The sequence below is a fragment of the Reyranella sp. genome (assembly GCF_044224635.1).
Taxonomy (GTDB): domain Bacteria; phylum Pseudomonadota; class Alphaproteobacteria; order Reyranellales; family Reyranellaceae; genus Reyranella.
Map to the genome: position 1 here is coordinate 193,515 of NZ_JBGAKA010000005.1, position 24,518 is coordinate 218,032.

General features: G+C 66.5%; 26 protein-coding genes and 2 pseudogenes. 10 read left to right on the forward strand and 18 right to left on the reverse strand.

Annotation, left to right across the window (positions count from 1 at the left end; all coding sequences use genetic code 11):
* Window positions 1–265: 265 nt before the first annotated feature.
* Window positions 266–1,219 carry a 2OG-Fe(II) oxygenase gene (locus tag ACILR9_RS07150; protein ID WP_395709219.1) on the forward strand — a complete coding sequence of 318 codons (954 nt, stop codon included), beginning with the start codon at window positions 266–268 and terminating at the stop codon, window positions 1,217–1,219.
* Here the strand turns inward: ACILR9_RS07150 and ACILR9_RS07155 are convergent.
* The 5 genes from ACILR9_RS07155 to ACILR9_RS07175 form a co-directional block, all read right to left on the reverse strand.
* A complete protein-coding gene (locus ACILR9_RS07155) occupies window positions 1,216–2,319 on the reverse strand; it encodes a murein transglycosylase A (protein ID WP_395709220.1) in 1,104 nt (367 codons plus the stop codon). The genes ACILR9_RS07150 and ACILR9_RS07155 overlap by 4 nt on opposite strands.
* Window positions 2,320–2,335: 16 nt before the next feature.
* Window positions 2,336–3,070 (reverse strand): Tim44/TimA family putative adaptor protein, encoded by a 735-nt coding sequence (locus ACILR9_RS07160; protein WP_395709221.1) that lies wholly within the window; start codon window positions 3,068–3,070, stop codon window positions 2,336–2,338.
* A gap of 157 nt (window positions 3,071–3,227) precedes the next feature.
* Complete coding sequence (locus ACILR9_RS07165) at window positions 3,228–4,583, reverse strand: adenylate/guanylate cyclase domain-containing protein (RefSeq protein ID WP_395709222.1); 1,356 nt, start codon at window positions 4,581–4,583, stop codon at window positions 3,228–3,230.
* On the reverse strand, window positions 4,571–5,413 hold the full coding sequence (locus ACILR9_RS07170; RefSeq protein ID WP_395709223.1) for a class I SAM-dependent methyltransferase: 843 nt from the start codon (window positions 5,411–5,413) through the stop codon (window positions 4,571–4,573). Before ACILR9_RS07170 ends, ACILR9_RS07165 begins: the two co-directional genes overlap by 13 nt.
* Window positions 5,414–5,435: 22 nt before the next feature.
* Window positions 5,436–6,284, reverse strand: a complete 849-nt coding sequence (locus ACILR9_RS07175) for an MBL fold metallo-hydrolase (protein ID WP_395709224.1) — start codon at window positions 6,282–6,284, stop codon at window positions 5,436–5,438.
* A gap of 236 nt (window positions 6,285–6,520) precedes the next feature.
* Between ACILR9_RS07175 and hspQ the strand changes: the two genes are divergently transcribed.
* Window positions 6,521–6,892: a heat shock protein HspQ gene (gene hspQ, locus ACILR9_RS07180; RefSeq protein WP_395709225.1), complete on the forward strand. Its 372-nt coding sequence runs from the start codon at window positions 6,521–6,523 to the stop codon at window positions 6,890–6,892.
* A 96-nt stretch (window positions 6,893–6,988) separates the two neighbouring features.
* Here hspQ and ACILR9_RS07185 read toward each other — a convergent pair whose 3' ends face one another.
* The 4 genes from ACILR9_RS07185 to rph all read right to left on the reverse strand — a co-directional run bounded on the left by ACILR9_RS07185 (window position 6,989) and on the right by rph (window position 10,529).
* Entirely contained in the window at window positions 6,989–7,858 is an 870-nt protein-coding gene (locus tag ACILR9_RS07185) for a transporter substrate-binding domain-containing protein (protein WP_395709226.1), read from the reverse strand.
* Entirely contained in the window at window positions 7,855–9,042 is a 1,188-nt protein-coding gene (gene hemW / locus ACILR9_RS07190; RefSeq protein WP_395709227.1) for a radical SAM family heme chaperone HemW, read from the reverse strand. The genes ACILR9_RS07185 and hemW overlap by 4 nt, the downstream gene beginning before the upstream one ends.
* 123 nt (window positions 9,043–9,165) lie before the next feature.
* Window positions 9,166–9,780, reverse strand: a complete 615-nt coding sequence (gene rdgB, locus ACILR9_RS07195) for an RdgB/HAM1 family non-canonical purine NTP pyrophosphatase (protein WP_395709228.1) — start codon at window positions 9,778–9,780, stop codon at window positions 9,166–9,168.
* On the reverse strand, window positions 9,780–10,529 hold the full coding sequence (rph, locus tag ACILR9_RS07200; RefSeq protein WP_395709229.1) for a ribonuclease PH: 750 nt from the start codon (window positions 10,527–10,529) through the stop codon (window positions 9,780–9,782). The genes rdgB and rph overlap by 1 nt, the downstream gene beginning before the upstream one ends.
* A gap of 149 nt (window positions 10,530–10,678) precedes the next feature.
* On the opposite strand from rph, the gene hrcA reads away from it, so the two are divergent.
* Entirely contained in the window at window positions 10,679–11,779 is a 1,101-nt protein-coding gene (hrcA, locus tag ACILR9_RS07205; protein ID WP_395709230.1) for a heat-inducible transcriptional repressor HrcA, read from the forward strand.
* A gap of 150 nt (window positions 11,780–11,929) precedes the next feature.
* Here hrcA and ACILR9_RS07210 read toward each other — a convergent pair whose 3' ends face one another.
* On the reverse strand, window positions 11,930–12,538 hold the full coding sequence (locus tag ACILR9_RS07210; protein WP_395709231.1) for a L,D-transpeptidase: 609 nt from the start codon (window positions 12,536–12,538) through the stop codon (window positions 11,930–11,932).
* A gap of 52 nt (window positions 12,539–12,590) precedes the next feature.
* Between ACILR9_RS07210 and ACILR9_RS07215 the strand changes: the two genes are divergently transcribed.
* Both ACILR9_RS07215 and ACILR9_RS07220 read left to right on the forward strand, forming a co-directional pair.
* Complete coding sequence (locus tag ACILR9_RS07215) at window positions 12,591–13,292, forward strand: fumarylacetoacetate hydrolase family protein (protein ID WP_395709232.1); 702 nt, start codon at window positions 12,591–12,593, stop codon at window positions 13,290–13,292.
* A gap of 134 nt (window positions 13,293–13,426) precedes the next feature.
* Window positions 13,427–13,891, forward strand: a complete 465-nt coding sequence (locus ACILR9_RS07220) for a hypothetical protein (protein WP_395709233.1) — start codon at window positions 13,427–13,429, stop codon at window positions 13,889–13,891.
* Window positions 13,892–13,963: 72 nt separating this feature from the next.
* Here the strand turns inward: ACILR9_RS07220 and ACILR9_RS07225 are convergent, their stop codons facing one another.
* Together ACILR9_RS07225 and ACILR9_RS07230 are read right to left on the reverse strand one after the other, a co-directional pair.
* A complete protein-coding gene (locus tag ACILR9_RS07225) occupies window positions 13,964–14,962 on the reverse strand; it encodes an alpha/beta fold hydrolase (RefSeq protein WP_395709234.1) in 999 nt (332 codons plus the stop codon).
* Window positions 14,959–15,882 (reverse strand): fatty acid desaturase, encoded by a 924-nt coding sequence (locus tag ACILR9_RS07230; protein ID WP_395709235.1) that lies wholly within the window; start codon window positions 15,880–15,882, stop codon window positions 14,959–14,961. The genes ACILR9_RS07225 and ACILR9_RS07230 overlap by 4 nt, the downstream gene beginning before the upstream one ends.
* A 360-nt stretch (window positions 15,883–16,242) precedes the next feature.
* On the opposite strand from ACILR9_RS07230, the gene ACILR9_RS07235 reads away from it, so the two are divergent.
* Entirely contained in the window at window positions 16,243–16,533 is a 291-nt protein-coding gene (locus ACILR9_RS07235) for a hypothetical protein (protein WP_395709236.1), read from the forward strand.
* Window positions 16,534–16,721: 188 nt separating this feature from the next.
* The gene (locus tag ACILR9_RS07240; RefSeq protein WP_395709237.1) at window positions 16,722–18,014 is read left to right on the forward strand and encodes an O-acetylhomoserine aminocarboxypropyltransferase/cysteine synthase family protein; all 1,293 of its coding nucleotides are present in this window, start codon (window positions 16,722–16,724) and stop codon (window positions 18,012–18,014) included.
* A 263-nt stretch (window positions 18,015–18,277) separates the two neighbouring features.
* Here ACILR9_RS07240 and ACILR9_RS07245 read toward each other — a convergent pair whose 3' ends face one another.
* From ACILR9_RS07245 to ACILR9_RS07255, 3 genes are all read right to left on the reverse strand, one after another.
* On the reverse strand, window positions 18,278–19,279 hold the full coding sequence (locus tag ACILR9_RS07245) for a Bug family tripartite tricarboxylate transporter substrate binding protein (RefSeq protein ID WP_395709238.1): 1,002 nt from the start codon (window positions 19,277–19,279) through the stop codon (window positions 18,278–18,280).
* 129 nt (window positions 19,280–19,408) lie between these two features.
* The gene (locus tag ACILR9_RS07250; RefSeq protein ID WP_395709239.1) at window positions 19,409–19,918 is read right to left on the reverse strand and encodes a DUF302 domain-containing protein; all 510 of its coding nucleotides are present in this window, start codon (window positions 19,916–19,918) and stop codon (window positions 19,409–19,411) included.
* A 129-nt stretch (window positions 19,919–20,047) separates the two neighbouring features.
* Window positions 20,048–20,392, reverse strand: coding sequence for a nuclear transport factor 2 family protein (locus ACILR9_RS07255; protein ID WP_395709240.1), 345 nt, complete (start codon window positions 20,390–20,392; stop codon window positions 20,048–20,050).
* A 384-nt stretch (window positions 20,393–20,776) separates the two neighbouring features.
* Here ACILR9_RS07255 and ACILR9_RS07260 point away from each other — a divergent pair, with 384 nt between their 5' ends.
* Entirely contained in the window at window positions 20,777–21,211 is a 435-nt protein-coding gene (locus ACILR9_RS07260) for an MT-A70 family methyltransferase (RefSeq protein ID WP_395709241.1), read from the forward strand.
* Here the strand turns inward: ACILR9_RS07260 and tnpC are convergent.
* Window positions 21,172–21,741, reverse strand: a pseudogene (tnpC, locus tag ACILR9_RS07265) (IS66 family transposase); the annotation flags it as partial. The gene ACILR9_RS07260 and the pseudogene tnpC sit on opposite strands and share 40 nt — an antisense overlap.
* A 93-nt stretch (window positions 21,742–21,834) precedes the next feature.
* Here tnpC and ACILR9_RS07270 point away from each other — a divergent pair.
* Window positions 21,835–22,350: pseudogene (locus tag ACILR9_RS07270) on the forward strand (transposase); the annotation flags it as partial.
* Window positions 22,351–22,384: 34 nt separating this feature from the next.
* On the forward strand, window positions 22,385–22,771 hold the full coding sequence (locus tag ACILR9_RS07275; RefSeq protein WP_395709242.1) for a DUF3883 domain-containing protein: 387 nt from the start codon (window positions 22,385–22,387) through the stop codon (window positions 22,769–22,771).
* On the opposite strand, the gene ccmI is transcribed toward ACILR9_RS07275, so the two are convergent.
* Both ccmI and ACILR9_RS07285 read right to left on the reverse strand, forming a co-directional pair.
* Complete coding sequence (ccmI, locus tag ACILR9_RS07280) at window positions 22,772–24,046, reverse strand: c-type cytochrome biogenesis protein CcmI (RefSeq protein ID WP_395709243.1); 1,275 nt, start codon at window positions 24,044–24,046, stop codon at window positions 22,772–22,774.
* Window positions 24,046–24,498, reverse strand: a complete 453-nt coding sequence (locus tag ACILR9_RS07285) for a cytochrome c-type biogenesis protein (protein WP_395709275.1) — start codon at window positions 24,496–24,498, stop codon at window positions 24,046–24,048. The genes ccmI and ACILR9_RS07285 overlap by 1 nt, the downstream gene beginning before the upstream one ends.
* Window positions 24,499–24,518 lie beyond the last annotated feature (20 nt).

The following is a 24,518-nucleotide window of genomic DNA, read 5'->3' on the forward strand; positions in this document are numbered from 1 at the left end:
TTGGCAGCGGCTCAAAACTCCTGCAATGGGGCCATTGTTGAGAATTGATCTCAGAACCGGCGATGCGAAGTGTTAGGATGATCGCCGACGGACGGCGTTGCGGGGTGCGGCCCGACGTTTGACCTCCGTCAAGTCAGGCGTTTGATGGATACGATATCCAGTCAGTGTCGCTCTGATGCCAACGGAAGGGCCTTCTCGGGTGCCAACGACCAATCGACCTTCGGCGAAACCATCAGCCCGCGCGTCCATTGGCGTCGGCGACGTGATGCCGCGAATCACCCTGCCGTCGGCGTCCGGAGGCCTGTTCGACTCGTGGGACCAGCTGACGTCCGGCATGGCGCGCGCCTATTGGCTCGGCACGCCGCCCGATCCGGACACGGCGATGCAGCTGTCGGAAGAGCTGGCGGCGAGCGAGATGCTGTTGCATGTCGTGTTGACCTCTGAGCCGCCGGCGTCGGCTGACTATCCGTCGTGGGTGCTCGACCAGGCCGGGGAGCTTGGCCAGGCCTTTGGTGCGACTGGGCCGCTCGTCGTTCTTGTCGATCCCGCCGGGCGCGTGGCGGCGCTGCTGCCGGCGCCGTCGTCGGAAGCGATCGTGGTGCGCGCCGCCGAGCTCTATGCCGCCAGTGCGCCAGTCCTGGTGCAGGCCAAGGCGCCCGTGCTGCTGCTCGAGCGCGTGGCCGAACCGGCCTTCTGCAAGACGCTGATGGATTATTGGCAGCGCAGCAGCAAGCTCGCCAACCAGGTGGCGTCTGATTACGGCAACGTCGTCAATGCCGACATCAAGCGCCGCCAGGACGTCCAGGTGAGCGACCCGCTGCTGTTCGTCCAGCTGCGCGATTGCGTGATGCGCCGTGTCGTGCCGGTGATGGAGCAGGTCTATCATGCGCGCATCAACGTCATGGAAGCGCCACTGATCGGCTGCTACGGCTCCGAATCCGGCGGTTGGTTCCGCCGCCACAAGGACAACACCAGCAGCGCCACCGCCCATCGCCAGTTCGCGCTCAGCCTCAACCTGAACAGCACCGACGAGTATGATGGCGGCCTGCTGCGCTTTCCGGAGTTTGGCCGCGAGCTCTACGCGCCGGTCGCCGGTGGCGCCTTGGTATTCTCCACGGCCATGGTGCACGAGGTCACGCCGGTGACGCGCGGCCGCCGGTTCGGCGTGTTCACCTTCCTGTCGGCCAGCGGACCCTCGGTAATCCGTCAGCCTTCCTAGTTCTTGTTGGGGACGAGAACGACCGCCCGCCCGTCGCTGTTCATGCGGCCGGCCCAGTCGGCAGCCTGGGGGCCGCTGCCGAAGAACACATCACCGCGGGCTGGCCCGACGATCGCGGCGCCGGTGTCCTGGGCGATGGTCAGGCGGCGATAGGGCTCGGTCGCGCCGGGCTTCTTCGCCACCGGCCGCACGGTATCGATCCAGATCGGCGTGCCGTAGGGCGTCAGCGTCGTGTCGACGGCGAGGCTGCGCTGCGCCGTCAGCGGCACGCCTTCGGCGCCGGCCACGCTCGCGGTCTTGGTATCCTTGAAGAAGATGTAGCGCTCGTTCTTGCGCATCACGTCGCGCGCCTGCTGCGGGTTGCGCGTCAGCCACTCGCGGATCGCCGGCCAGGTCGCGCTACCCTTTTGCATGACGCCCATCTCGATCAGCACGTTGCCGATCGTCGTGTAGGGCCGGTTGTTCGAGCCGTCGAAGCCGAGCGTGAGCGTGCCGCCCTCGGCGAGCTGCACGCGCCCGCTGCCTTGGACCTGGACCTCGAACAGGGCGACCGGATCCTGCACCCAGGCAATCTCCAGCCCCTTACCCTTGAGGGCACCCTGCTCGATTTCCGCGCGCGTGTAGTAGGGCTTGTCGGTGAGATCGGGCGGCCGGCGGTAGACGGGCACCGTGAAGAGGCGCGACGGCGCGCGGCTGCCGCGCATCTCGGGCTCAAAATAGCCGGTGAACTTGCCCGGCGCCTGCACAGTCAGCGGCCGAAAATTGCTCTCGAAGAAGAGTCGCGCAGCCCGGTCATCGCCCGCTCTCACGACGTTGGCGGCATCGCAGATGCGCGCCCATTCGGCTGGCGCAATGCTCTTGGTGCCGCCGTCAGTCGCGATCCTGGTCTCGGGTCCGCTCGTGAGCTTGGGGCAGGAGCGCTGGAAGGCCACGAGAGCCTCACCGTGCTTGTCGCTTGCCCACCCGCTCACTTCGTTGAAGGAAACCGGCGCCATCGCCACACGCCGCTCGCTCGCTCCGCCCATGCCGCCCGCGCAGGCCGCCAGAAGGCCCGCAGCGGCCAGACAGGCTGCCCCGCTGGGCGGGACGATCCAGCGCATGATCGCAGAGCCCTCGTCAGCCTTCGCTTTCGGTCTTGGTCAGCACCCAGTTGGGATCGGTCGACGTCGTGTCGCGGCGGAACGTCCAGAGATCCACGACCTTCTGCACCTCGTTGGGATTGCCGTCGATAATCTGGCCCTCGACGTTGCGCACGACATTGATCTGCTCGCTGACGAAGCGGACGGTGACCAGGGCATTGCTGCCCTGCATAGCGGCGGCGGCGATATCGGAGGCCTCGAAACCGATCAGGGTGGTCTCGGCCTTCTCCTGCCGCTCGGTACGACCGCGAATGGCCGCCTCGAAGCTGGCATAGGTCGGCCCATCCAGCAGAGGACGCAGGGCGCCGATATCGCCCTTGGCAAAGGCTTCGACGATGGTCGTAAAGGCCGACCGTGCGCCGGCGCAGAAACCCATCGGCTCGAAGGTCGGATCGGCCGCGCGGATCGCGGCGACGCCGGTCGCGGCCGTCGGCAGCACCGTGGCGCGGATGCCGCCTGGGCCGGTGGCAGAGGCGGAGGGGCGCGACGCGTTGGCCGAGGGCAGCGGCACGACATTGTCATTGCCGGACTGGCCAGCCTGCGGCGGCGCGTCGCCGACCCGCGGCGACGCTGTTGGCGGCGCCGGAGGCGTGAACGGATCGCGCGCCGGCGGGCGTTCGTTGCCGGTGCGCTTGCCGAGCACGGAACGCAGCCGCAGGATCAGAAATACGGCGACCAGTCCGATGAGGATTATGTCGTAGTTGTTGCCCACGATGGCGCTCCGCCAACCCGTTCTCGACTCGCTTGCAAAATACATAGGCTGCGAATGGGGAAAGGGCAAGGCAACCCGACCGGTGCGCCCGCTCTCATTCTCCTCCCCAGCTTCGCTGGGGAGGAGAATGAGAGGTGTCCACGCCGTACCGGACAAATCAGGCCAGAACCACGACATCGACCGGCTCGGCGACACCGGCGACCGCTCGACCCAGCCGGCGCTCGCGTGTTCGGGGCGGGATGTAGCCCTGCTGCTCGGCCAACACGTAGGTCGCGGCATTGGTCACGGCCCGGGTCTTTTCATCCTTGTTGTGCTTTTCGAGCTTGGCGGCGAAATTCACGGCGTCGCCTATCACGGTGAATTCGAGACGCTCGCCGTCGCCCACCGCACCGAACACGACGCGGCCCGATGCCACTGCGAGCCCGATCGACAGGGGCGCCAGGTCGGCGGAATTGCGTTCGGCGGCCCACCGATCGGCAACCTCGAGCACCGCATCTGCCGCTCGCAAGGCGTCGGCCGCAGCGGTTGTCGACGGCGCCACGGCGCCGAACGACGCCAGGATGCCGTCGCCGAGGAACTTGTCGATGCTGCCCCCATGGCGGGCGATCAGCGGGCAAACCCGCCCCTGATAGTCCTGCAGCACCTTCATGACGTCGCCGGGCGGCAATTCCGTCGACAGGCGCGTGAAACCGCGCAGGTCGACGGTCAGGATGGCGACGTCGCGCATCTCGCCCTCGCCGGCCTTGATCGACATCGCGGCACTGCGAATGCGGCTGGCGACGCCGGGATCGAAGAAGCGCGACAGGTCGCGCGCTGCCGCGCCCTCCGCGACCGAGCGCACCAGCAGATTGCGGGCGCGGGCGATGGCAATCGCCAACACCGTGGTGGTCAGCAGAATGGCCAGGACCTTGCTGATCTCGGCATGGAACAACAGGGCATTCGAATTCATGTACTCGACGAAATCGTCGGTGACGTTGGGAGGGCCGCCGCGGCCGCCCAGGGCGTAGAGGACCAGCGCGATCCATCCCGCGGCCGCCGCAACCCCGGTGAAGATGACGAAGCGCGCCTCGAAGCGGAGCGCGCGCAAGGCGATGAACAGGAAGATGAAGATCAGCGTCGGCGCCTTGAGATAGAACACGGCCGGCTGCGCGAATGTGTAGTGGAAGGAATAGATTAGCGCCATGAACAGGCCGACATCGACGACCACGGAGACGTAGAGCAGCCACTCCGGCAGGCGGCGCAGATAGGCCAATCCCAGGCGAACCGCCGCGAACACCGCATAGAGCGCGAACACTTCCGATTCGAACGAGTAATCCTCCTGCACGACGCCCACTGGCATCGAGGTGGTCTCGTAGGCGGTGGCCAGCAGGGCAATCAGCGCGAGCTGGGCCCAGCCGATCAGGATCTCGCTGCGCTCCTGTTGTCGTCGGATCGTCTCGCGCACCCGGTCTGGCAGCGCTTCGAAGCCGCCGCCCTCGAACAGCCAATTTCGCAAGCGGATCAGGATCGACATTTTTCCAGCCACAGGCTGGCCGAGATGGCATCAGGCAGCCGCGGCAGGCGCGGCACGACCGAGCGCGCCAATCGATCGGCCAGCCGGCGCTCCACCCAGGCGCTCGAGAACAAGGGGCGGTAGGCGCCGCTCACCAGCAGCGGCGCGATGCCCTGTTGCTCGTTGTAGGCGCGCCAGCCCCAGATCGGCGGATAGTCGAAGGGCAGGAAGACATCGTGAATGTGCACCAGCGCACCGGCCGGCAGGATGGGAAGGACCCGGTTGAGCAGAATGTCGACATCGCTGCCGGGCATCAGGATATGGCTCGAGTCGATGAACAGCAGGTCGCCCGGCTTGAGGTCGTCGAACAGGCTGAGCGGCGCTGCCTGCAGGGTCGAGGCCACGATGCGCACGCCCGGCAGGTCGGCGATGTCGGCGCGCGGTGCGGGATCGATGGCGACGATCTCGCCCATCCCGCCGTGCGCACGCGCCAGCACGCGGGTCGAGTGGCCGGAGCCGACCTCGATGATGCGCCGGGGCTTGCGCTCGCGGACCAGGGTGTAGGCGACGGCACCGTCGAGCGAGGGGAACCACGACTGCTCGAACAGGGTCTTCTTGGCTTCCAGCGCCGCGGCATTCGCGTCGACCGCGTCGAGCACCGCGCGGAACGATTCGGCGTTCTGCTCGAAAATCGACTCGACCGCCGGGTATGGCGGCTGTGCACCAGGCGGCGGCAGCAGCGGCGCATAGCGATGCGGGATGAACCACCCGCGCGGCTTCAGGCCGAGCACCGTGGGCAGGCCGAGCTTGAGCCGTCGCCAGCGGCCACGCAAGCTAGACGAGGCGGTCATGATAGCGACTCATGGGCAGGACCTAGGGACTGAGCGTCAACCCTTCATGAGCAACGAGAACGCGCGGCAGGCCGTTGGGCGTCCTGCCGGGCCGGGCGAGCGCCGCCTCGCGCGCCACGCCGTCCATGAAGGCATCGTCGTGGCTGGGGTCGTGGTGAAAGATGGCGAGGGTGCCGACTCCGGCGGCGTCGGCGATCCGCACGCCTTCCTGCCACGTCGAATGGCCCCAGCCGCGATAGCTCTCATATTCGGCGTCGGTATAGCTCGAATCGTAAATCATAACATCGGCGCTGCGACACAGCTCGACGATCGTGCGGTCCGGCCCGTGCCCGCGATGCTCGGTGTCGGTGATGTAGCAGATCGATTTGCCGCCGAAGGCGACCCGATAGCCGGTCGCGCCGTTGGGGTGGTTGAGTGGCGTGGTGTGCATCGTCACTTCCCCGCAGCTCAGCGGCTGGCCGGCCTGGAATTCCTTGAACTCCACGCGCGCCTGAAAAACATCGAGCGACACGGGGTAAAGCGGCGCCTGCATCAGGTTGCTCACGACTTTCTTCAGTGTGTAGGGCGCCACGAGATGGCCGGCCCACATGCGCACCGAATTGCGATTCTCGAACAGCGGCGCAAAGAAGGTCAGGCCCGAGATGTGGTCGAGATGGGTATGCGTGAAATAAATGTCGAGATCGAGCGGCCCCTCGCGGGCAAGCTCGAGGCCCAACGTTCGGATGCCGGTTCCCGCGTCGAAAATCAACCGCCTGCCGCCTGCCGTGACTTCCAGGCAGGAGGTGTTGCCGCCATAGCGGACATACTCGGCTCCGGCACAGGAGATCGAACCCCGTACGCCCCAGAAGCGAACTTTCAGGCCACCCGCCAAGCGTTCAGTCTCCCTTCCCGCCACAGAGTCCACGGGAGGGCCGCTCGCGTCAACCGAGCCCGACCGACGAATATTGCAGTCACGGGCCGGCCAATCGTCTTGGCCGTCTTCTTGCCAGGCGTTCCCTGCGCCAGGTCTTCCTGGCCAAGGCCTTCACGAACAAGTTTACCGCCGCGTGCGGCGTCGCAAACCCAGGCGCGTTGCTTTGCCGATCCATTCGGAGCAATACTTGCATCATGGAAATCGAAAACCCAGCCGCCCGGGCAGCGATCGTCCCCCCGCCGATGCGCCGGGCAAAATTCGCCATCGGCCAAGTGGTGAAGCATCGCGTTTACCCGTTCCGGGGCGTCATCTTCGACGTCGATCCGGTATTCTCGAATACCGAGGAATGGCTCGCCTCGATTCCCGAGGAGGTCCGGCCGCGGCGCGACCAACCATTCTATCACCTGCTGGCGGAGAATGCGCAGAACACTTACGTGGCCTACGTTTCGGAACAGAATCTGCTGCCCGACGAGACCGGCAAGCCGGTGTCGCATCCGCAGGTGCCGCACTTCTTCAAGGAGCTGAAGCGCGGACATTACGTCTCGCGCGATCGCGCGCTGCATTGAGCATGCCGGAAGCGCGCCACTCCGTGGCGCTCATGCTCTTCCGGGCCGCAACAAGACATGAAGCGTCACGGAACCGGCGCGCACGGTCAGCTGTGATCAATTGAGCGCAAAGGGAAAATACTTTTCGTTGATCTTCTTGTAGGTGCCGTCGGCGATCATGTCGCCGAACGCCTTGTTCAGGGCGTCGCGCAACTTGACATCCTCCTTGCGCAGCCCGGCGGCGACCCCGACACCCAGTGTCTGGTTGTCCTTGATGTCCTGGCCGACCACTTCGCAGCACTTGCCCTCCGGCTTCTGACTCCACAACCAGAGCTGCGTCTTGTCGCCGAACACAGCGTCGACCTCGTCCTTGGCCAGGGCCTCCAGAGCCTCGGCGATGGTGGCGTAACGTTTGATCAGGGCCGATCGGCGGAAGCTCTTGTCGAGCCAGTCGGCATGCGTCGAATCCTTCTGTACGCCCAGCCGCTTGTTGCGAAGCAGGGAGGGCGGCCCGTCGAACGGAGCGCCCTTGCCGGCAATGAAGGCGCCGGGCGAGAGGTAGTAGCGGCGCGACATGCCGAGCCGCTTGCGCCGCTCGCTGGTGACTTCCAGCGACGACATGATGACGTCGAACTTCTTGTCGAGCAGGCCGGGAATCAACTCGTCCCACTTGAAGGCGGCAAACTCGCACTCCGCCTTGATACGCTGGCAGGCCTCCTGTGCGAGCTCCATCTCGAATCCGGCGGGCAGGCCCTTGCGATCGAGATAATTGAACGGCGGGTAGGCAGCTTCGGTGGCGATCATGATCTTGAAGGCCGGTGGCGGAAACGTCGGTTTGGCGCCAGGGCGGGGCGGCGGGGTAGGCGTCCGGGCCGTCGGCGGCGGCTTTTGCTGTTGCGATGGCGGCGCCTGCTGCTGTGCCGTCGCCGTCCCGACGACGCTGGCCAACAGGACGGCCAACCCGGTCAAAGGCGCCGTCCAGCTCATGCGACCAGCCGCTCGAGCACGGCATTGAGACGCTGGCGGCCGGCCGGCGTCGCCCGCAGATGCGTGGCGTCGATCTCGAGGAGACCGGCCGCGACGAGCGGGGCCAGCCGGGCTTCGCCCAGGGCGGCCACGGGATCGCAGCCGGTGACCGAGGTGAACCGGGTGCGGTCGATCCCGTCGGCCAGCCGCAATCCCATCATCAGCGCCTCCTCGATCAGATCCTGCCCGGCGATCGACGAGGTTTCCGCCGTGCCATGGCCGGTGCTTTCGACCGCCTCGATCCAGGCTTCCGGCCCGCTCGTCCGCCGGGTCGCTCGCTTGGCCGGGCGGCCTGCGTCGTCGGCGAAGCGGCCATGTGCGCCCGGCCCGATGCCGACGTAATCCTGATATCGCCAGTAGATCAAATTATGGCGGCACGCCGCTCCCGGCCGGGCGTGGTTTGAAATCTCGTAGGCCGGCAACCCGGCGGCAGCCAGCCGGGCCTGGGTCTGCTCGAACAGGATGGCCGAGGTTTCGTCGTCCGGCAGGACGAAGGCGCCTCGAGCCTGATCGACGAAGAACCGCGTGCCGCGCTCGATCGTGAGCTGGTAGAGCGAGAGGTGCTCGCCGACCAGGGCAAGGGCCCTGTCCAGCTCCGCCGCCCAGCTCTCGGGCGTCTGGCCCGGCCGGGCATAGATCAGGTCGAACGAGTATCGGGCGAACTGCCGGCGGGCCAGCTCGAGCGCGGCGAGCGCCTCGTCGGCCGAATGCTCGCGGCCGAGAAAGCGCAGGGCGGTGTTGTCGAGCGCCTGAATGCCGAGCGACAGACGATTGACTCCCGCCTGGGCGAGCGCTGCGAAGCGTCCGGCCTCGACCGAGGTCGGGTTGGCCTCGAGCGTGATTTCGACGTCAGGGTCGGTATCCCACAATGCCTTCACGCGGGCGATCAGGGCGGCCACCGTCGTCGGCGCCATCAGCGACGGCGTGCCGCCGCCGAAAAAGATCGTCTCGACCCGGCGTCCCGGAGCCTCCCGCGCCGCGTGCTCGAGCTCGGTGATCAGCGCGTTGCGCCAGCGTTCATGGCGCACGCCGTCGCGCACATGGGAATTGAAATCGCAGTACGGGCACTTCGATTTGCAGAATGGCCAATGAATGTAGACACCCAGAGGTTCGCCGGCTCGTTGGCCGGCCGCCGCGCCCGTCAAGGGAGATCCCCGGCACGGACGGCGTGCACCAGAGTGCCGCGAAAATCCCCATGGTGGGTTGAGAAGCTCATGGCTGGGAGCGCCACTGGAGTGGCGCGCCCCAGCATGCTTCAACAGGAGGCATCATTTGAAGCAGGCCTCGACCAGGAGGCGGAAGGCGCGCCCGCGATGGCTGATGGCGTTCTTCTCGGCCTCGCTCATCTCCGCCGTGGTTCGCGTCTCGCCGACGGGCTGGAAGCAGGGGTCATAGCCGTGGCCGCCGCTGCCGCGCGGCGGCCAGACGATGCGCCCGTCGAGCGTGCCGTGCACCAGCTCCACATGGTCGTCGGGCCAGGCCAGCGCGAGCACGCAATGAAAGGTTGCGGCGCGCGCCGCGTCGCTGTCCGGGACACCGCGTTTTGCGAGCTCGTCCTGGATGCGCCGCATGCCCACCATGGCGTCGCGCGTCGGGCCTTCCCAGTCGGCAGTGTAGAGGCCGGGCTGGCCGCCGAGGGCCCGAACGCTCAGGCCCGAATCATCGGCGAGCGCTGGCAGGCCGCTCGCCCGCGTGGCGGCCAGCGCCTTGAGGGTGGCGTTGTCCTCGAACGTCTTGCCGGTCTCCTCCGGTGCCGGCAGGCCGAACTCCCCAGCCGACACGATATCGACGCCGAAGGGCGACAGCATGGTGCGGATCTCCCCGGCCTTGCCACGATTGTGGGTGGCCACCACCAGGCGGGGAAGGGCGAAGCGGCGCGCCATCAGGCGGTTGGCACGATCGGCGACTTGGCCGCCGATGGGCCGATGGCCAGAAGCTGCAGGCGGGTGAGCTCGCTGATGCCCTTCTTGGCGAGCGCCAGCAGGGCCAGGAACTCGGGCTCGCTGAACGGCTTATCCTCCGCGGTGCCCTGGACCTCGACGATGCCGCCAGCGCCAGTCAGGACGAAATTGGCGTCGGCCTGCGCCTTGGAATCCTCCGGATAGTCGAGGTCGAGCACCGGAGTCCCTTCCCACAAGCCACATGAAACCGCTGCGACCTGGCCGGTGATCGGGTTGGCGGCGAGCTTGCCCTCCCTGACCAGGCGCTCGAAGGCGAAGTGCAGCGCCACCCAGGAGCCCGTGATGCTGGCGGTGCGGGTGCCGCCGTCGGCCTGCAGCACGTCGCAATCGATGTTGATCTGCCGTTCGCCCATGGCCTGAAGATCAACGACGGCGCGCAGCGAGCGGCCGATCAGGCGCTGGATCTCCTGGGTTCGGCCCGACTGGCGGCCTCGCGCCGCCTCGCGGTCGGTGCGGGTGTGGGTCGAGCGGGGCAGCATGCCGTACTCGGCGGTCACCCAGCCGCGATTGGTGTTGCGCATCCAGGGCGGCACCCGTTCGTCGACGGAAGCGGTGCACAGCACATGGGTGTCGCCGAACTTGACCAGGCATGACCCCTCGGCGTGCCGGGAGAAGCCCGGCTCCAGGGAGACGACACGAAGCTGATCGGGGGCGCGACCGGACGGGCGCATCGGGTTCTCCTGGGTATCTGCCATGCCAATAGGGGTGGCCAGTCAAGCCAATGGGCGGCCGGTTTAGCGCCGCGCCCCGGCCGAATCCAGCCATCCCTCATTCCGCAGCCTGCGTTGACCCGCCGGTTGGCGCTACCTACATTTTTTCCATGGCACTGCATCGGATTGGCGCCCCTGGCGGCCTGGCGGACGGCGCGACGAGTCAACGGCCGGCGGCGTCGGTTACCGAGCTGAACGAGCGCGCCCGCGAGGTGCTGCGGCTCGTGGTCGAAGGCTATGTCGAGACCGGCGAGCCGGTCGGCTCACGCTCCCTGACCCGGCGTCTCACCGAGGCGCTGTCGCCGGCCACCATCCGCAACATCATGGCCGACCTGCAGGATCTCGGCCTGCTCTACGCACCGCATACCTCGGCGGGTCGGCTACCGACCGACGCCGGGCTGAAACTGTTCGTCAACGGCCTGCTCGAGCTCGGCAATATCAGCGAGGAGGAGCGCGAGAGCATCGAAGCGCGCTGCGCCGCGGTCGGGCGCAGCGTCACCGAGGCGCTCGAGCAGGCGACGACGCTGCTGTCCGGCCTGTCGCGCTGCGCCAGCGTCGTGCTGGCGCCCAAGAGCGAACAGCCGCTGAAACACATCGAGTTCGTGAGCCTGGGACCGGGCCGCGCGCTGGTCGTCACGGTGACCCAGACGGGCCATGTCGAGAACCGCCTGATCGAGGTGCCGATCGGCATGCCGGGCTCGGCGCTGGTCGAGGCGAGCAACTACCTCAATTCACGTCTCATCGGGCGCACCATCGAGGACGCGCGCAAGCTCATCCTCGAGGACGTCAAGCTGAAGCGTGCCGAGCTGAACGACCTGACGGCGCGCGTGATCGAATCGGGACTGGCGACCTGGGCTGGCGAGCCCGGCGGCGCACTGATCGTGCGCGGCCAGGCTCGCCTGCTCGAAGACATCACGGCGATCGCCGACCTCGAGCGCGTGCGCACCCTGTTCGATGCGCTGGAACGCGGCGAGAGCTTCGTGCGCCTGCTCGAGCTCGCCAATGCCGGCGCCGGCGTGCAGATCTTCATCGGCTCCGACAATCCGCTGTTCGCCAACACGGGGTGCTCGATGGTGGTGGCGCCGTTCCGCGATTCGCGCGAGCGCATCCTGGGCGCCATCGGCGTCATCGGCCCGACGAGGCTGAACTACGCCCGCATCATCCCGCTGGTCGACTACACCGCGCGCACGATCGGACGGTTGGTGGGGTAGCGCTCACCTGGACCGCGGGCCTCCCCGCCCGCTTATGGTCTTCGGACTGCGAGGGTCCCGCTCGCCCATGCTCATGGATCCCGAGCGGGCGGGACGCTCTCCGAAAGACGAAGAGGGTGAGTGCGCGAGACGCCCGCGGTCCAGGAAGAGCTACCAGTCACTCTCGTCGAAATCCTCGAACTGCTGCATGACCTCGTCGTCTGCGGTCGGCGCTTTCTCCTGGTCGGCCGGCAGCGACAGCACCTGCAGACGCGTCTCGGGGCCGATCAGGGTGACGAGCTCGAGGAGATCGTCGCGGGCGAAGGCGACGCAGCCGCGGGTCGGCGCGTAGTCCGCGCGGGCGAGATGAAGGAAGATGGCGCTGCCCCATTCGCCCTCCGGCGGGTCGTCGTTGTAGCCGACGACCACGACGAGGTCGTAGAGCCCGTCGTCGCGCCACATCCGCTCGTGGCTCCACTCGTTGGGAGTGCGGACCAAGCGGTTGTAGGCAGGGGATCGCGGATCGTCGCACCAGCCGTCATGCTCGTCGATCGGCCGCGCCGGCAGGCGGACCTTGGGCAGGACCAGCCGATCGTTGCGGAAATAGATATGACGCAAGGGAAACGTGCCGACCGGAGTCGCGGCGTCGCCTTCGACCTTGTCTTCGCGCACGCCGCCTGCACCCACTGTGCAGCGCCAGCGACGATCTCCCAGCATCGCCCAGCCGAGCGCGCTTTCGCCGGTGTCGATCTGGACCGTCAGGACGTCTGCCTCGGACATTGCCTAGAACTCCGGCGCTCTTCATAAAGGCTCGCTCGCGAAGGAGAAAGCGATGGCTTATGTCGTGACGCCGCCCGCCACGGTCGGCGTGCCGGTCAATGGGACCGGCGATCTGTTTCCCGTGCGGCGCATCTTCTGCGTCGGCCGCAACTATGCCGCACATGCCCGCGAGATGGGCCACGACCCCGATCGCGAGCCACCCTTCTTCTTCACCAAGCCGGCTGATGCCATCGTCATCTGCGCCGATCCGAAGAACCCGACCAAGATCGCCTATCCATCGGCCACCAAGAACCTTCATCATGAGATGGAGCTGGTGGTCGCGTTGAAGTCGGGCGGTGCCGACATCCCGGTCGACAAGGCGCTCGACCATGTCTTCGGCTATGCCGTCGGCCTCGACATGACCCGTCGCGATCTGCAGAACCAAGCCAAGGACATGGGCCGGCCGTGGGACATGGGCAAGGGCTTCGACCAGTCGGCCCCAATCGGCGAGATCTTTCCTGCCGCGCGCATCGGCCATCCGGCCAAGGGCATCATCCAGCTCGACGTCAACGGCAAGACCCGCCAGAAGTCCGATCTCGACGCACTGATCTGGAGCGTGCCGGAGACGATCTCCTATCTGTCCGGCCTGGTGGCGCTCGCCGCCGGCGACCTGATCTATACCGGCACGCCGGACGGCGTGGCTGCGGTTGTCCGGGGCGACACCCTGGCGGGCTTCGTCGACGGCTGCGGTACGGTGACCTGCACCTTGGTGTAGTGCCGCTTAGCCACGCCGGGGCAGTCTTGGTGTCACGGGAATGGTATGGTCCATGCGCGTCGTCGTCGGGTAAGCGCTACGCTTTGGAGGGCAAGGTGCCTGTGTATGTGGAGATATCCCCGCTCCATCGACTGGTGACGATCGTCGCTCGGGGCCAGCTCACCTCCGATGAAGTCCGCGGCACCGCTCAGAAGCTCGCCGATGCCCGGGTCCGGCGCTTCGCAAAGATCGTCGAGGTCGCTGGCGCATACCTCGACCTGCCTCCGGAGGATATTGCGCAACTGGCCCAGATCCTGCGCGGCGATCCCGCCATTCGCGGTCCGGTCGCGTTTGTCGTTGCCCCCGGCCGCGGCGAGTTTGCTCGACGCTTCGCGGCTCTCACGGAGAAGGAGGGACCGGTCGATGTCTTTCAGAAGCTGCACGATGCCCGCGCCTGGATAGCCAGCATTCAGCTGGCCGACCCTCGTACGGGACTCGATCATCCGGCAGCGCAAGCCGGGCCAGCCGAGGGGCACTCGTGGTCCGATCCAGATCGCCGTGGCACGATGATCCGTGGACGGCAGCAGCGCGCGTTCACGACGCGCGCTCTGGTGCGCTAGAGCAAGCGCTCCGGGGCGCCACGACGCTGACGTCGGCCGGAGGCGAGCGTCGATCTGAACTCCTCGTTGGCCCTAGCTCGCCAGCAGCTTCTCGACTTCGGCGTCGATGAAGGCCGCATCCTCGCGATTGTCTCGCGGATTGCCGGCGCGATGGCCCCACACGGACGGAATCTCGGCCAGCCTGCCGTATTTGAGGTGCGGCAGCTCGGCGCGATTGTCGTCGGTTTGGAAGTAGAGATCGGTGGCCGACGGCATCAGCAGGACCTGAGCCTTGATGCCCGCCAGCGCCAACTCGAGATCGCCGCGGTAGAGGTCGTTGGCCGAGATGTCGCCGTTCTGCCAGGTCCACAGCTGGGCAAGCAGGTCCGATGCATCGCGGCGCAGGAAGCTCGCCTCCCACGAGCGCACCAGGAAATCCTCGAGCGAGGCGAAGCCAAGCCCGCGCCACATCTCGCGGCGATAGAAGGTCTGGCTCAGCGCCCAGCCGGCATAGATGCGGCCCATGGCGCGCAAGCCGCGCTCGGGCTTGGCGATGTATCTCGTGCCGTCCCAATTCGGATCGGCCTGAAGCGCCGCACGCACGCCTTCGAGGAAGACGAAATTGTGCGGCGCTGTCTTGGCCGAGCCGCAATTGACCACGATGCGCTCGACGGCCTCGCCGAACAGGGCTGCCCAGTGATAGGCCTGCTGGGCGCCCATCGACCAGCCATAGACCAGCTTCACGCGATCGACGCCGAACAGCTCGGCCATCATGCGCCGCTGCTGCATGACGTTGTCGTAGGTCGTGACCGCGGGGAAGTCCGGGGTGTTCGACGGCGACGACGACAGGCCGTTGGTGAACATGTTGGGTATGACGATGAAGTAGCGGCTCGGGTCGAGGCAATGCTCGGGCGAGACCAGCCATTCGATGTCGGCGTGCTGCGCCGAGTAGCTTGTCGGATAGACGATGACGTTGTCGCGCCCGGGCGAGAGCGTGCCGAACGTCTTGTAGACGATGCGTGCGCCGCGGAGCGTGCCGCCGCGCTGCAGGGGAACGTCACCGCAGTCGAAGACGCCTTCGCTCGTCCTCACGCCAGGCTCCGGACGATCTCGCGCTGAACCTGGATGTAGCTCTTGCCGACGAACTTCAGGTGTGGCCGCAGCAGCCGATGCGCCTCGGGCAGATGATGGAAGGCGATGCTCGGGAACAAGTGATGCTCGGCGTGATAGGGCAGGTTCCACATCAGGAAGCGTACCAGCGGATTGCTGAGCGTCGTGCGCGTGTTGGCGAAGCCGTCATCGGTGTTCGGGCAAAGGGTGTGCTCGCAAAGAAGATAGAGTCGCAACAGCGGCAGGCCGACCAGCAGAGGGATGAACCAGGCCCACACCAGCACGTCCGTCTGGAGCGCGGTCGACCCGGCGATCAGCACTGCGTAGAGGGCGAGCAACCAGCGGCCCCACCGCGCCACCTCGGGCCAGGCGGACGGCTCAATGTAGGTCACGTTGCCGTGGTGGCCGAGCGGGAACAGGAAGATGTCGCGCGCCCGCAGCATCAGGAACGGGATGGCGCTGATGCGGAGGAGATACTGGCGCCAGGTGCGCGGCGAGCCCGAGGTGACCAGCTCGGGATCGCGGTCGGGATCCTGGGTGTAGCGATGGTGGGCATAGTGGAAGTGCCGGTAGAACCCGGCATTGTTCAGGATCGCCGCACCTGAGAGGAAGGCGAGAAGATCGGCCATCCAGCGCGTCTTGAACGAGCCGTAATGCACCGACTCGTGCATGGCGCCGAACAGCGCATTGACGAAGATGCCTTGCACCACCAACGCCGGCACGATCCACCACGAGCCCTTGGTCGCCAGCACCAGCGCGCCGCCCGCGATCAGCAGCGCGATGTGCTCCGTCGTCTGCACCAGGCCGTGGACGTCCGACTTGGTGGACAGGCGCTTCAGCACATCTGGCGGCACCACCCGCATCTGGCGGGCGCGCTGGCCGGTTACGACATAGGCGCCCACGGTCCCTCCTTGTGCATGTCCTGCTTGCCAGTCGCGTCGGCGGTGGCCACGAGGCGCATCGGCGAGAAGCTGATGAAGCGAGGCATGTGCCCGATGCGCCTGAGCTGTGTGTCACTGCTGACCGCGCCGTAAGATCCGACCAACAGCGTCGCGCCGGCGTCGTCCAGGAGCACAGGCGGACGGGACATCCGGCAAACCGGCATCGCAACCCTCCAAGTCTTGTGAAAACCTAGCATGAATCGCGCCGTGTCGTTGAAATTTCCACCTAACTCATTGATTCGGCGGATCAAAACAGGATGGAACTGGATTGGCGCGACAGGCGTTCATCTGCCAGCGCTTCCAAGGAAAGGAGAAAATTCCATGAGCGATTACATCCCCAATCCGCCCAATCCGGAGCGCGATCCGCGCGCCTATGACCGGTACTATGACAAGGCTGGAGAAGGCCGCGGGCTCGGTCTTGTCGTCGGCATCCTGGTGGCGATCGCCCTGGTGGCGGGCCTGCTGTTCTTTGCGGCGCCGAAGGGCGATCGCACCGAGGTCGCCCAGCAGCCGGCCGTCGAGCGGACGACACCCGCCCCCGATCAGCCGCGCGCGCCGGGCTTGGCGCCGGCACGCCCTGCGGCGCCGGTGACACCGGATACCCAGAAGTAGCGAAATGCTGCGTGAAAAAAAGCCCGACCACCGGCCGGTGGTCGGGCAAACAGGCATTGCTGTACCAAAATCACGCTAGCACGGCCGGATCGGCGGCACCGCACGCGGAAGATGCAAAGCTGCCTTGTTCGTTTGTGTGAAACAGCGTCACCTGTATAGTCGCCCCCCTCGACACGAGGGGAGTGACCATGGCGACCAACAGCAAGCACCCTGAGACGCTCGTTCTTCACGCGGGATATCGCAGCGATCCGGCCACCAATGCGGTCGCCGTGCCGATCTATCAGACGACCAGCTACCAGTTCCGCGACACCCAGCACGCATCGAACTTGTTCGGCCTGGCCGAGCTGGGCAACATTTACACCCGCATCATGAACCCGACCAACGACGTGCTCGAGCAGCGCGTCGCGGCGCTCGAAGGCGGCGTAGCCGCCCTGTGCCTGGGATCGGGCCAGGCGGCGTCCCTGTTTGCGGTCCAGAACATCTGTCATGCCGGCGACAACTTCGTTGCCTCGACCGACCTCTATGGTGGCACGTGGAACCTGTTCGCCAACACGCTGAAGACGATGGGCATCGAATGCCGCTTCGTCGATCCGGCCGATCCGGAGAATTTCCGCCGCGCCACCGACGCCAAGACACGCTGCTATTACGCCGAGACCCTGCCCAACCCCAAGCTGACCGTGTTCCCGATCGGCGAGGTGGCGCGCATCGGCCGCGAGCTGGGCATCCCGCTGATCATGGACAATACCGCGGCGCCGGTGCTCTGCCGGCCGCTCGACCATGGTGCGGCGATCGTCATGCACTCGACCACCAAGTATATCGGCGGTCACGGCACCTCGATCGGCGGCATCCTGGTCGACGGCGGCAACTTCGACTGGGAGAAGCACAAGGATCGCTTCCCCATGCTGAACACACCCGACCCGAGCTACCACGGCGCGGTGTGGACGCAGGCGACCAAGCCGATGGGGCCGGTCGCCTACATCATCAAGGCCCGGGTGACGTTGCTGCGCGACATCGGCGCGCCGATGGCCCCCATGAACGCCTTCCTGTTCATCCAGGGGCTGGAGACCTTGCCGCTGCGCATGCGCGTGCATTGCGACAATGCCAATGCCGTCGCCAGGCACCTCTCGAGCCATGCCAAGATCTCGAAGGTGATCCATCCCTCGCTGATGACCGGCGAGGCCAGGCGCCGCGCCGACGCCTACCTGTCGCGCGGCCTCGGCGCCCTCGTGGGTTTCGAGCTCAAGAACGGCGTCGAGGCCGGCCGCAAGTTCATCGACAACCTGAAGATGTTCTACCACGTGGCCAACATCGGTGACGCGCGCAGCCTCGCCATCCATCCGGCCTCGACCACCCACTCCCAGCTCACGGCCGACGAGCAGGCCAAGACCGGCGTCACGCCGGGCTATGTCCGCCTGTCGATCGGCATCGAGCACATCGAGGACATCCTGGCCGATCTCGACCAGGCGCTGGCCGCGGTGTAGCGGAGCCAGAGAAGGAGGCAAAGGTCCTTCGCTGCGCTCGGGATGACAAGGATACTGTCATCCCGCGCACAGGGGCCTCATTCATCGTCGAGCACGAGAAAGACCTCACCCTGAGGAGCCGCGCATTGCGCGGCGTCTCGAAGGGTCGGAGCAGGCATGGTGCTCGATCCCATCCTTCGAGACGCGCCCCGCCGGGCGCTCCTCAGGATGAGGTAAAATCGAGCGCAGCGAAATCTTCGTGACGGCGTGGTGCCGAGCACTCGTCAGATCTTGATGTCGGCGGTCTTGATGATCTCGCCGAACGATTTCGCCTCGCGCGCAATGGTCTCCTTGAAGGCGGCAGGCCCGAGATAGCTCGCATAGTTGCCGCTGATCACCAGCTTCTCGTTGATGTCGGGCATCTCCGCTGCCTGCGCGATCGCCTTGCCGAGCTTGTCGATGATCGGCTGCGGCGTGCCCTTGGCCGCCAGGATGCCGTACCACGCATCGCCGCCGATCTTGCCGTAGCCCTGCTCGCGCAGGGTCGGGATGTCGGGCCGGCCCGGCCAGCGCTTCTCGCCGACGATGGCGAAGCATTTCAGGCGGCCGGCGGCGATGTGGGGCAGCGTCGTCGGATCGAACTGCACCTGGATCTGCCCCGACAGCAGGTCGTTGGTCGCCGGTGCGCTGCCCTTGTAGGGCACGTGCACCATCTTCACGCCAGTCTCGATGTTGAACATCTCGCCGTAGAGCTGGGTGATGGTGGCAAGCCCGGCTGAGCCGAAATTGATCTTGCCCGGGTTGGCCTTGGCGTAGGCGATGAACTCCTGGAGGGTGTTGGCCGGCACCTGCGGGTTGATGCCCATGCCGATCCACGACGTGGCCGTCCGCGCCACAGGAATGAAGTCGGCCGCCGGATCGTACGGCAAGGGCTGCAGATGCTGGGTGATGCAGACCATCGCCGTCGTGGTGGTGAGGAACGTGTAGCCGTCGGGCGCGGTGTTCTTGACGTGCTCGGCGCCGATTGCGCCGCTGGCGCCGGCCTTGTTGTCGAACAGCACGCTCTGGCCGAGCAGCGATGCCGCGCGCTCCAGCACGACCCGCGTGGTGATGTCCGACGGACCGCCCGGCGGATAGGGAACGACGATCCGGATCTGGCGCGACGGCCAGTCGCTCCCCGCGGATTGCGCCGACACGATCGCGGGTGCGGCGATCACGCCGGCGATCGATGTCGACACGAAGACGCGACGGCCGAGCGCCGCTCGGCCTCTCCCATGCTTGCTCATGTTTGCTGCTTCCTCCCAAGACTCTCCGCTCGTCGAGCATACACGACGAAACGCGCCGGACCTCAGCGGCCAGCGCTGTCGAAATCGTCTTCCGGGATGCAGTCGATTGCGGGCAGGCATCCTCGGCCGCTACTTCCTGGCAGCCGCCGCGATCGAAACCACGACCTCGTTGGCCATCTTGAGCTGGGCGTCGAGACCAGTGAGGCCATGACGCTTGGCGATCCAGTCGAAGTCGGTCCAGGCGATCATCACCCGGCCGGGCGCCTCGAGATAGACCAGCATGCGCACTGGCCAATCGAGACCGGCCTGCTGGCGGCCGCCGACGAACTGCGTGCCGAGCGGCGGGTTGCCGAACATCAGCAGCACCGACGGCTTGACCCCCGGCACGCCCGAGACGGCGGCGAGGGCACCCTGGTCGACCTCGCCGAAATACAGGATGCTTTTGGCCGCGATATCCTTCTTCAGCCGCTCGACGGTCTCGATCATGCCGTAGCCCGAGGGGACGGCGATCACGCCAGCGGTGTTTGCAGCGGCGACCGGATTGGCCCCTTCGGCGTAGACCGAGGTAATTGGGTTGCCGACCGCCAAGGCGACGGCGAGCAGGGCGGCGTAGCAGAATTGGGCAAGACAGCTGGGCATGGGTGATCTCCAGGATTGAGAGCTGGAGGCAGGCTGCCGCTTCGACCGCAGCCGCTGAAATGCCGATGCCCTATCGAGTCGATGCCTCTCGCGCCGAGCTTGGCGCGATAGGCGATCGAGATTGCGGTTTCAGGACGGCATCTTGTCGATGAAGCCCACGACCGAGGCGAGACGCCCGTCGGCTGCCAGGGCGCAGAAATCGACGCCCTCGACGATCGACGGCCCGGCAGCCGGCCCGAGCGACCAGGAGAAGCGCACCGCGCCGTTGTGATGGTCGATCTTCGACGTCCGCTTCAGCACGAAGCCCGGGAACTTGCCCTGCACGCCCGCCAGCATGGCGTCGACCCCGGCGTGGCCGTCGCTCTTCATCAGCGGGTCGCGATAGCTGCCCGCCTCCGCCCACGCCCGGGCGATGCCGGCGCGCCGGCGGGCAGGATCGGTCTCGTTCCAGGTGGCGACATAGGCATCGATCACGCTGTCGACGCCATTCGCGGTGACAGTGGTGGATATGGCTTCCTCCTTCGGATGGTTGGTCCGGGAGCGAGGTAAGCTTGCCTGGGGCCTGGTGGCGATTGCCTGCGAGGTAATGAGGCGGGCGGCGATCGATGTGGACAGGTCCTCGCTACTAGAATACTATGTAAATAGTACAACTTTTACGTGTTCTCCATGCAAACATCGAAGTTGCTCTGTCGCCCCGAGCGCTCTCTGGAATTGCGTCAATTGCGGATCGCCCTGTGGGAACAATCCACAACTTGGCCGGACAACGGGGATACTCCGAACAAGCTTCTTGCTTTGGATGCAATTGAGAGGATGCGGGCAGTTGGCCGTTCCCCTGGCCCAGCGAATCAGTATCGCCCAATGCGACGGCCCGACAATGAACAGGCATCCGCAGATTTGCTGCGTTTCGTGGGCGAGCGTCGCTTCAAGACGGTTTTGGCCGACCCTCCTTGGCGCTTCATGAATCGTACCGGAAAGGTCGCGCCCGAGCATCATCGTCTGTCTCGCTACGGCACCCTGACGGTCGAGGAAATCGCCGCGCTCCCGATTCATCAAGCCGTGGACGCTACGGCTCACCTCTACTTGTGGGTTTCGAACGCCCTGCTGCCAGAGGGTCTTCAGGTCTTGCGAGCCTGGGGTTTCGGCTACAAGAGCAACATCGTCTGGCACAAACTGCACAAGGATGGCGGTTCCGACGGACGCGGCGTTGGCTTCTATTTTCGCAACGTCACCGAGCTGCTTCGTAAGCGATGTTGTCAGGCCGCGGCGCGATCGAGCGCTTTCGGCTTGACGTAGGCGAAGGGCAGAAGTTCGTCGATGCGGCTCCTGGGATGTCGCGCAACGATCTTGGTTAGAACGTCGGTCAAGTAGGCGTAGGGATCGACGTCGTTGAGCTTGCATGTGGCAACGAGCGAGGCGATCACTGCCCAGTGCTGGCCGCCGCCGTCGGACCCTGCGAACAGGTGGTTCTTTCTGCCCAGAGTGATCGGCCGGATGGTGCGCTCGACGACGTTGTTGTCGAGCTCGATACGGCCATCGTCGAGGAAGCGGCAGAGGCCTTGCCAGCGTGACAGCGCGTAGCGGATCGCCTCGGCGAGCCTGGACTTGCCCGACACCAGGCCGAGCTGGCGCTCGAACCACGGCTTGAGCGCCTCGAGGATCGGCTTGCTGCGCAGCTGACGCAGGTGGCGGCGCTGCTCGGCCGACTGCCCACGACAGGCCGTCTCGACGGCGTAGAGCGCGGCAATGCGGGCGAGCGCCTCGCTGGCGATCGGCGCCGGTGTGTCGCCGGCCTGCAGCTCGTAGAACGGCCGCCTCACGTGAGCCTTATGTGGTGCACCACATAAGGCTCATGCGCGGCGCAAGTTCTTCGACTCGGGCGGAGTAATCTCAGCCCTGTGGCGCGGCTCAACAAGGTGCCGATCGCCATCGAGGCGGTGGCCCGCATCGATGCCCTGCTGGACATCGAGCGCGACATCAACGGGCTGTCACCCGACGCGCGGCGCAAGGTCCGACAAGAGCGCAGTCGCCCGCGAGTCGCGGCATTGGAAGCCTGGTTGCGCGAGAATTACGCCAAGCTCTCTGCGCACAACAAGCTCGCCAAGGCGATCGCCTACAGCCTCAATTGCTGGCAGGCCTTGACCCGCTTCCTCGACGACGGCCGGCTGTGCATGACCAACAATGCCGCCGAGCGGGCGCTGCGCTGTGTCGCCGTCGGCCGCCACAACTGGACCTTTGCCGGCTCCGACGCCGGTGGCCAGCGCGCTGCCGCCATCTACACCTTGATCGAGAGCTGCAAGCTCAACGATGTCGATCCACAGGCTTGGCTCACCGACGTGCTGACGCGCCTGCAGGATCACCCCGCCAAGCGCATCCACGACCTGTTGCCCTGGAACTGGAAGCAACTGCGATCGCCGTTGAAGGCCGCCGCGTAGGTCGCAGATCAGATTCGCCCAACCGCTTCAACCGTTGATACCGCGGCCTTCACCGAACGCGTACCATGAAACCAAGCGCCTTGCGCAGCTCGGGATCAATCGATCGCCCGTCTGGATGTCAATCGAAGACAACACCGCTGGCTATGACATCCGGTCGTTCGATCCCGGAATAGAAGAGCCCATCGCACGCCTGATCGAGGTGAAATCAACGATTGCTTCGCCGTTGCGGTTCTGGTTGTCGCGCAATGAGTGGGAGACGGCGAAAAAGTTTGGAGCTGCGTACCACTTTCACATTTGGGACCTTCAAGGCCCTCAGTTGCATGAGCGCACCACCGCTGAGATCCTGCCGCATATCCCGACAGACAATGAGCGTGGAAGATGGGCGAACGTCCTCATCCCGATCGTACAGGCATCGGGCTAACTACTTGGGCGCCCCTTCCGCCTCCTTGATCCTCTCCTCGAGCATCGCCCGGATCGGTGCATCGGCCGGCAGCATGGCGAGCAGCGTCTTCCAGCGCTCGGCTGCCGCCTTCCTGTCGCCCGCCGCAAAGGCGGCGGCGCCGAGATAGAACAGGGCGAGGCCGTTGCGCGGCTCGGCTTTCTCCAGCCGCTGCAGCACGGCGACCGCGGCGGGCGACGGCGTCTCGCCCGGCTTGAGCTGGCGGACATGCGACTCGGCCCAGTCGGCGAGCAGGCGGGCATCGACCGGCGCCAGCGTGTCGGCCCGGGCGTAGGCGTCGACCGCGTTGGCATTCTCGCCCAGCACCTTCCAGGCATTGGCCAGTCGCAGCCAGCCGGTGCGGTCCTGCGGATTGTCCTTCAGGCGCGCGGCCAAGCCCTCGACCATGCCGCGGATCGCCTGCTGGCGCTGCTCGGGCGTGAGCGTTGCCATCGCGTCCTGCTGCTCGCGCGAGGGCTGGGGCATGGCCGACTGCGGCGCGCCCGGCACCTCGATGTTCGCAGCCCTGGCGATGCGGGCGATCTCCGATCGCAGCATCGGCAGGTACGGGGCGTCGGGCGGGCTTTTGGCTTCGAGCTCGCGCCAGCGCGCGACGGCGGCGCGGCTGTCGCCGCTCTGCGCGTCGTGCAGGCCGAGATAGTAGATGGCACGTGCATCGCCCGGCTGGAGGGCGGCGGCCTTCCGGAAGGCGGCGACGGCGGCCTCCGTCACCGTGCCGTCGGCTTCGAGGGTCAGCGCCTCGCCCAGCGCCGATTGCGCCTCGGCATCGTCGGGCTGGGCGGCGGCGCGGTCCCGCGCCATCTTGACCAGGCGGGCGACGTCCATCGGCTCGGCTGTCTGCGAGGGTCGCGTCGCGCCGGTGATGGCGGGTGCCGCCGGCAGGCCCGGCCGACCGAGGTGCAGATAAAGCCCGAGCGCCAGCAGCGGGATCGCGAGCGCGAGCGCCGGCGACAGGATCTTGTGCAGCACGTTGTCGGCCGGAGCGATCGTCAGCCTGGTGGCTGTCTGATCGCCCGCGGCAAGCGCGCGGCGTTCGATCTCGAGACGGGCCGCGGCGGCGTCGCTCTCGGCAATCGCGCCGACCGCGCGCTCGCGCTCGATCTCGTCGAGCTGGTCGCGATAGATCGCCAGCTCGCCGTCGAGCCGACCGGCTGAGCGGCGCGGCGCGCGCAGCAGCGGGATCAGCAGCACGCCAACCGTGGCCGTGGCGAGAAGCGCGAGGGCGAATTCCAGCATCAGGGCTTCAGCAACGCGTCGAGGCGCTGGCGTTCCTCTGCGCTGAGCGGCTGCGGTGGCGTCACGATGCGCCGCGTGCGGCGGCGTGCGGCGATCAGCAGGGCGCCACCGGCGACGATCAGCAGAAGCGGGCCGCCGAGCCACAGCACCAGCGTGCCGGCCTTGAAGGGCGGCTTCAGCAACACGTAGTCGCCGTAGCGCGCCACCATGTAGGCGAACACTTGGTCGTCGCTGTCGCCGGCCGCCAGGCGCTCGCGCACGGCGCGGCGCATATCGCGCGCCATCTCGGCCGACGAATCGTCGATCGACTGGTTCTGGCAGACGACGCAGCGCAAGGCCTGGCCGATCGTTCGCGCGCGCGCTTCGAGCGCCGAATCCTTCAGAATCTCGGTCGGCTCGACGGCCAGGCAGGCGCCGATGAAGAGCACGAACGCCAGGACGAAGGCGCCCAGCGCCGGGGGAGACGGCAACC

Bases quoted from the DNA above. Each gene is read 5' to 3' on its own strand.
- ACILR9_RS07150 (WP_395709219.1), top strand. From the start codon at position 266: ATGCCGCGAATCACCCTGCCGTCGGCGTCCGGAGGCCTGTTCGACTCG.
- ACILR9_RS07155 (WP_395709220.1), bottom strand. From the start codon at position 2,319: ATGCGCTGGATCGTCCCGCCCAGCGGGGCAGCCTGTCTGGCCGCTGCG.
- ACILR9_RS07165 (WP_395709222.1), bottom strand. From the start codon at position 4,583: ATGTCGATCCTGATCCGCTTGCGAAATTGGCTGTTCGAGGGCGGCGGC.
- ACILR9_RS07170 (WP_395709223.1), bottom strand. From the start codon at position 5,413: ATGACCGCCTCGTCTAGCTTGCGTGGCCGCTGGCGACGGCTCAAGCTC.
- hspQ (WP_395709225.1), top strand. From the start codon at position 6,521: ATGGAAATCGAAAACCCAGCCGCCCGGGCAGCGATCGTCCCCCCGCCG.
- ACILR9_RS07185 (WP_395709226.1), bottom strand. From the start codon at position 7,858: ATGAGCTGGACGGCGCCTTTGACCGGGTTGGCCGTCCTGTTGGCCAGC.
- rdgB (WP_395709228.1), bottom strand. From the start codon at position 9,780: ATGGCGCGCCGCTTCGCCCTTCCCCGCCTGGTGGTGGCCACCCACAAT.
- rph (WP_395709229.1), bottom strand. From the start codon at position 10,529: ATGCGCCCGTCCGGTCGCGCCCCCGATCAGCTTCGTGTCGTCTCCCTG.
- hrcA (WP_395709230.1), top strand. From the start codon at position 10,679: ATGGCACTGCATCGGATTGGCGCCCCTGGCGGCCTGGCGGACGGCGCG.
- ACILR9_RS07210 (WP_395709231.1), bottom strand. From the start codon at position 12,538: ATGTCCGAGGCAGACGTCCTGACGGTCCAGATCGACACCGGCGAAAGC.
- ACILR9_RS07215 (WP_395709232.1), top strand. From the start codon at position 12,591: ATGGCTTATGTCGTGACGCCGCCCGCCACGGTCGGCGTGCCGGTCAAT.
- ACILR9_RS07235 (WP_395709236.1), top strand. From the start codon at position 16,243: ATGAGCGATTACATCCCCAATCCGCCCAATCCGGAGCGCGATCCGCGC.
- ACILR9_RS07240 (WP_395709237.1), top strand. From the start codon at position 16,722: ATGGCGACCAACAGCAAGCACCCTGAGACGCTCGTTCTTCACGCGGGA.
- ACILR9_RS07245 (WP_395709238.1), bottom strand. From the start codon at position 19,279: ATGAGCAAGCATGGGAGAGGCCGAGCGGCGCTCGGCCGTCGCGTCTTC.
- ACILR9_RS07250 (WP_395709239.1), bottom strand. From the start codon at position 19,918: ATGCCCAGCTGTCTTGCCCAATTCTGCTACGCCGCCCTGCTCGCCGTC.
- ACILR9_RS07260 (WP_395709241.1), top strand. From the start codon at position 20,777: ATGCGACGGCCCGACAATGAACAGGCATCCGCAGATTTGCTGCGTTTC.
- ccmI (WP_395709243.1), bottom strand. From the start codon at position 24,046: ATGCTGGAATTCGCCCTCGCGCTTCTCGCCACGGCCACGGTTGGCGTG.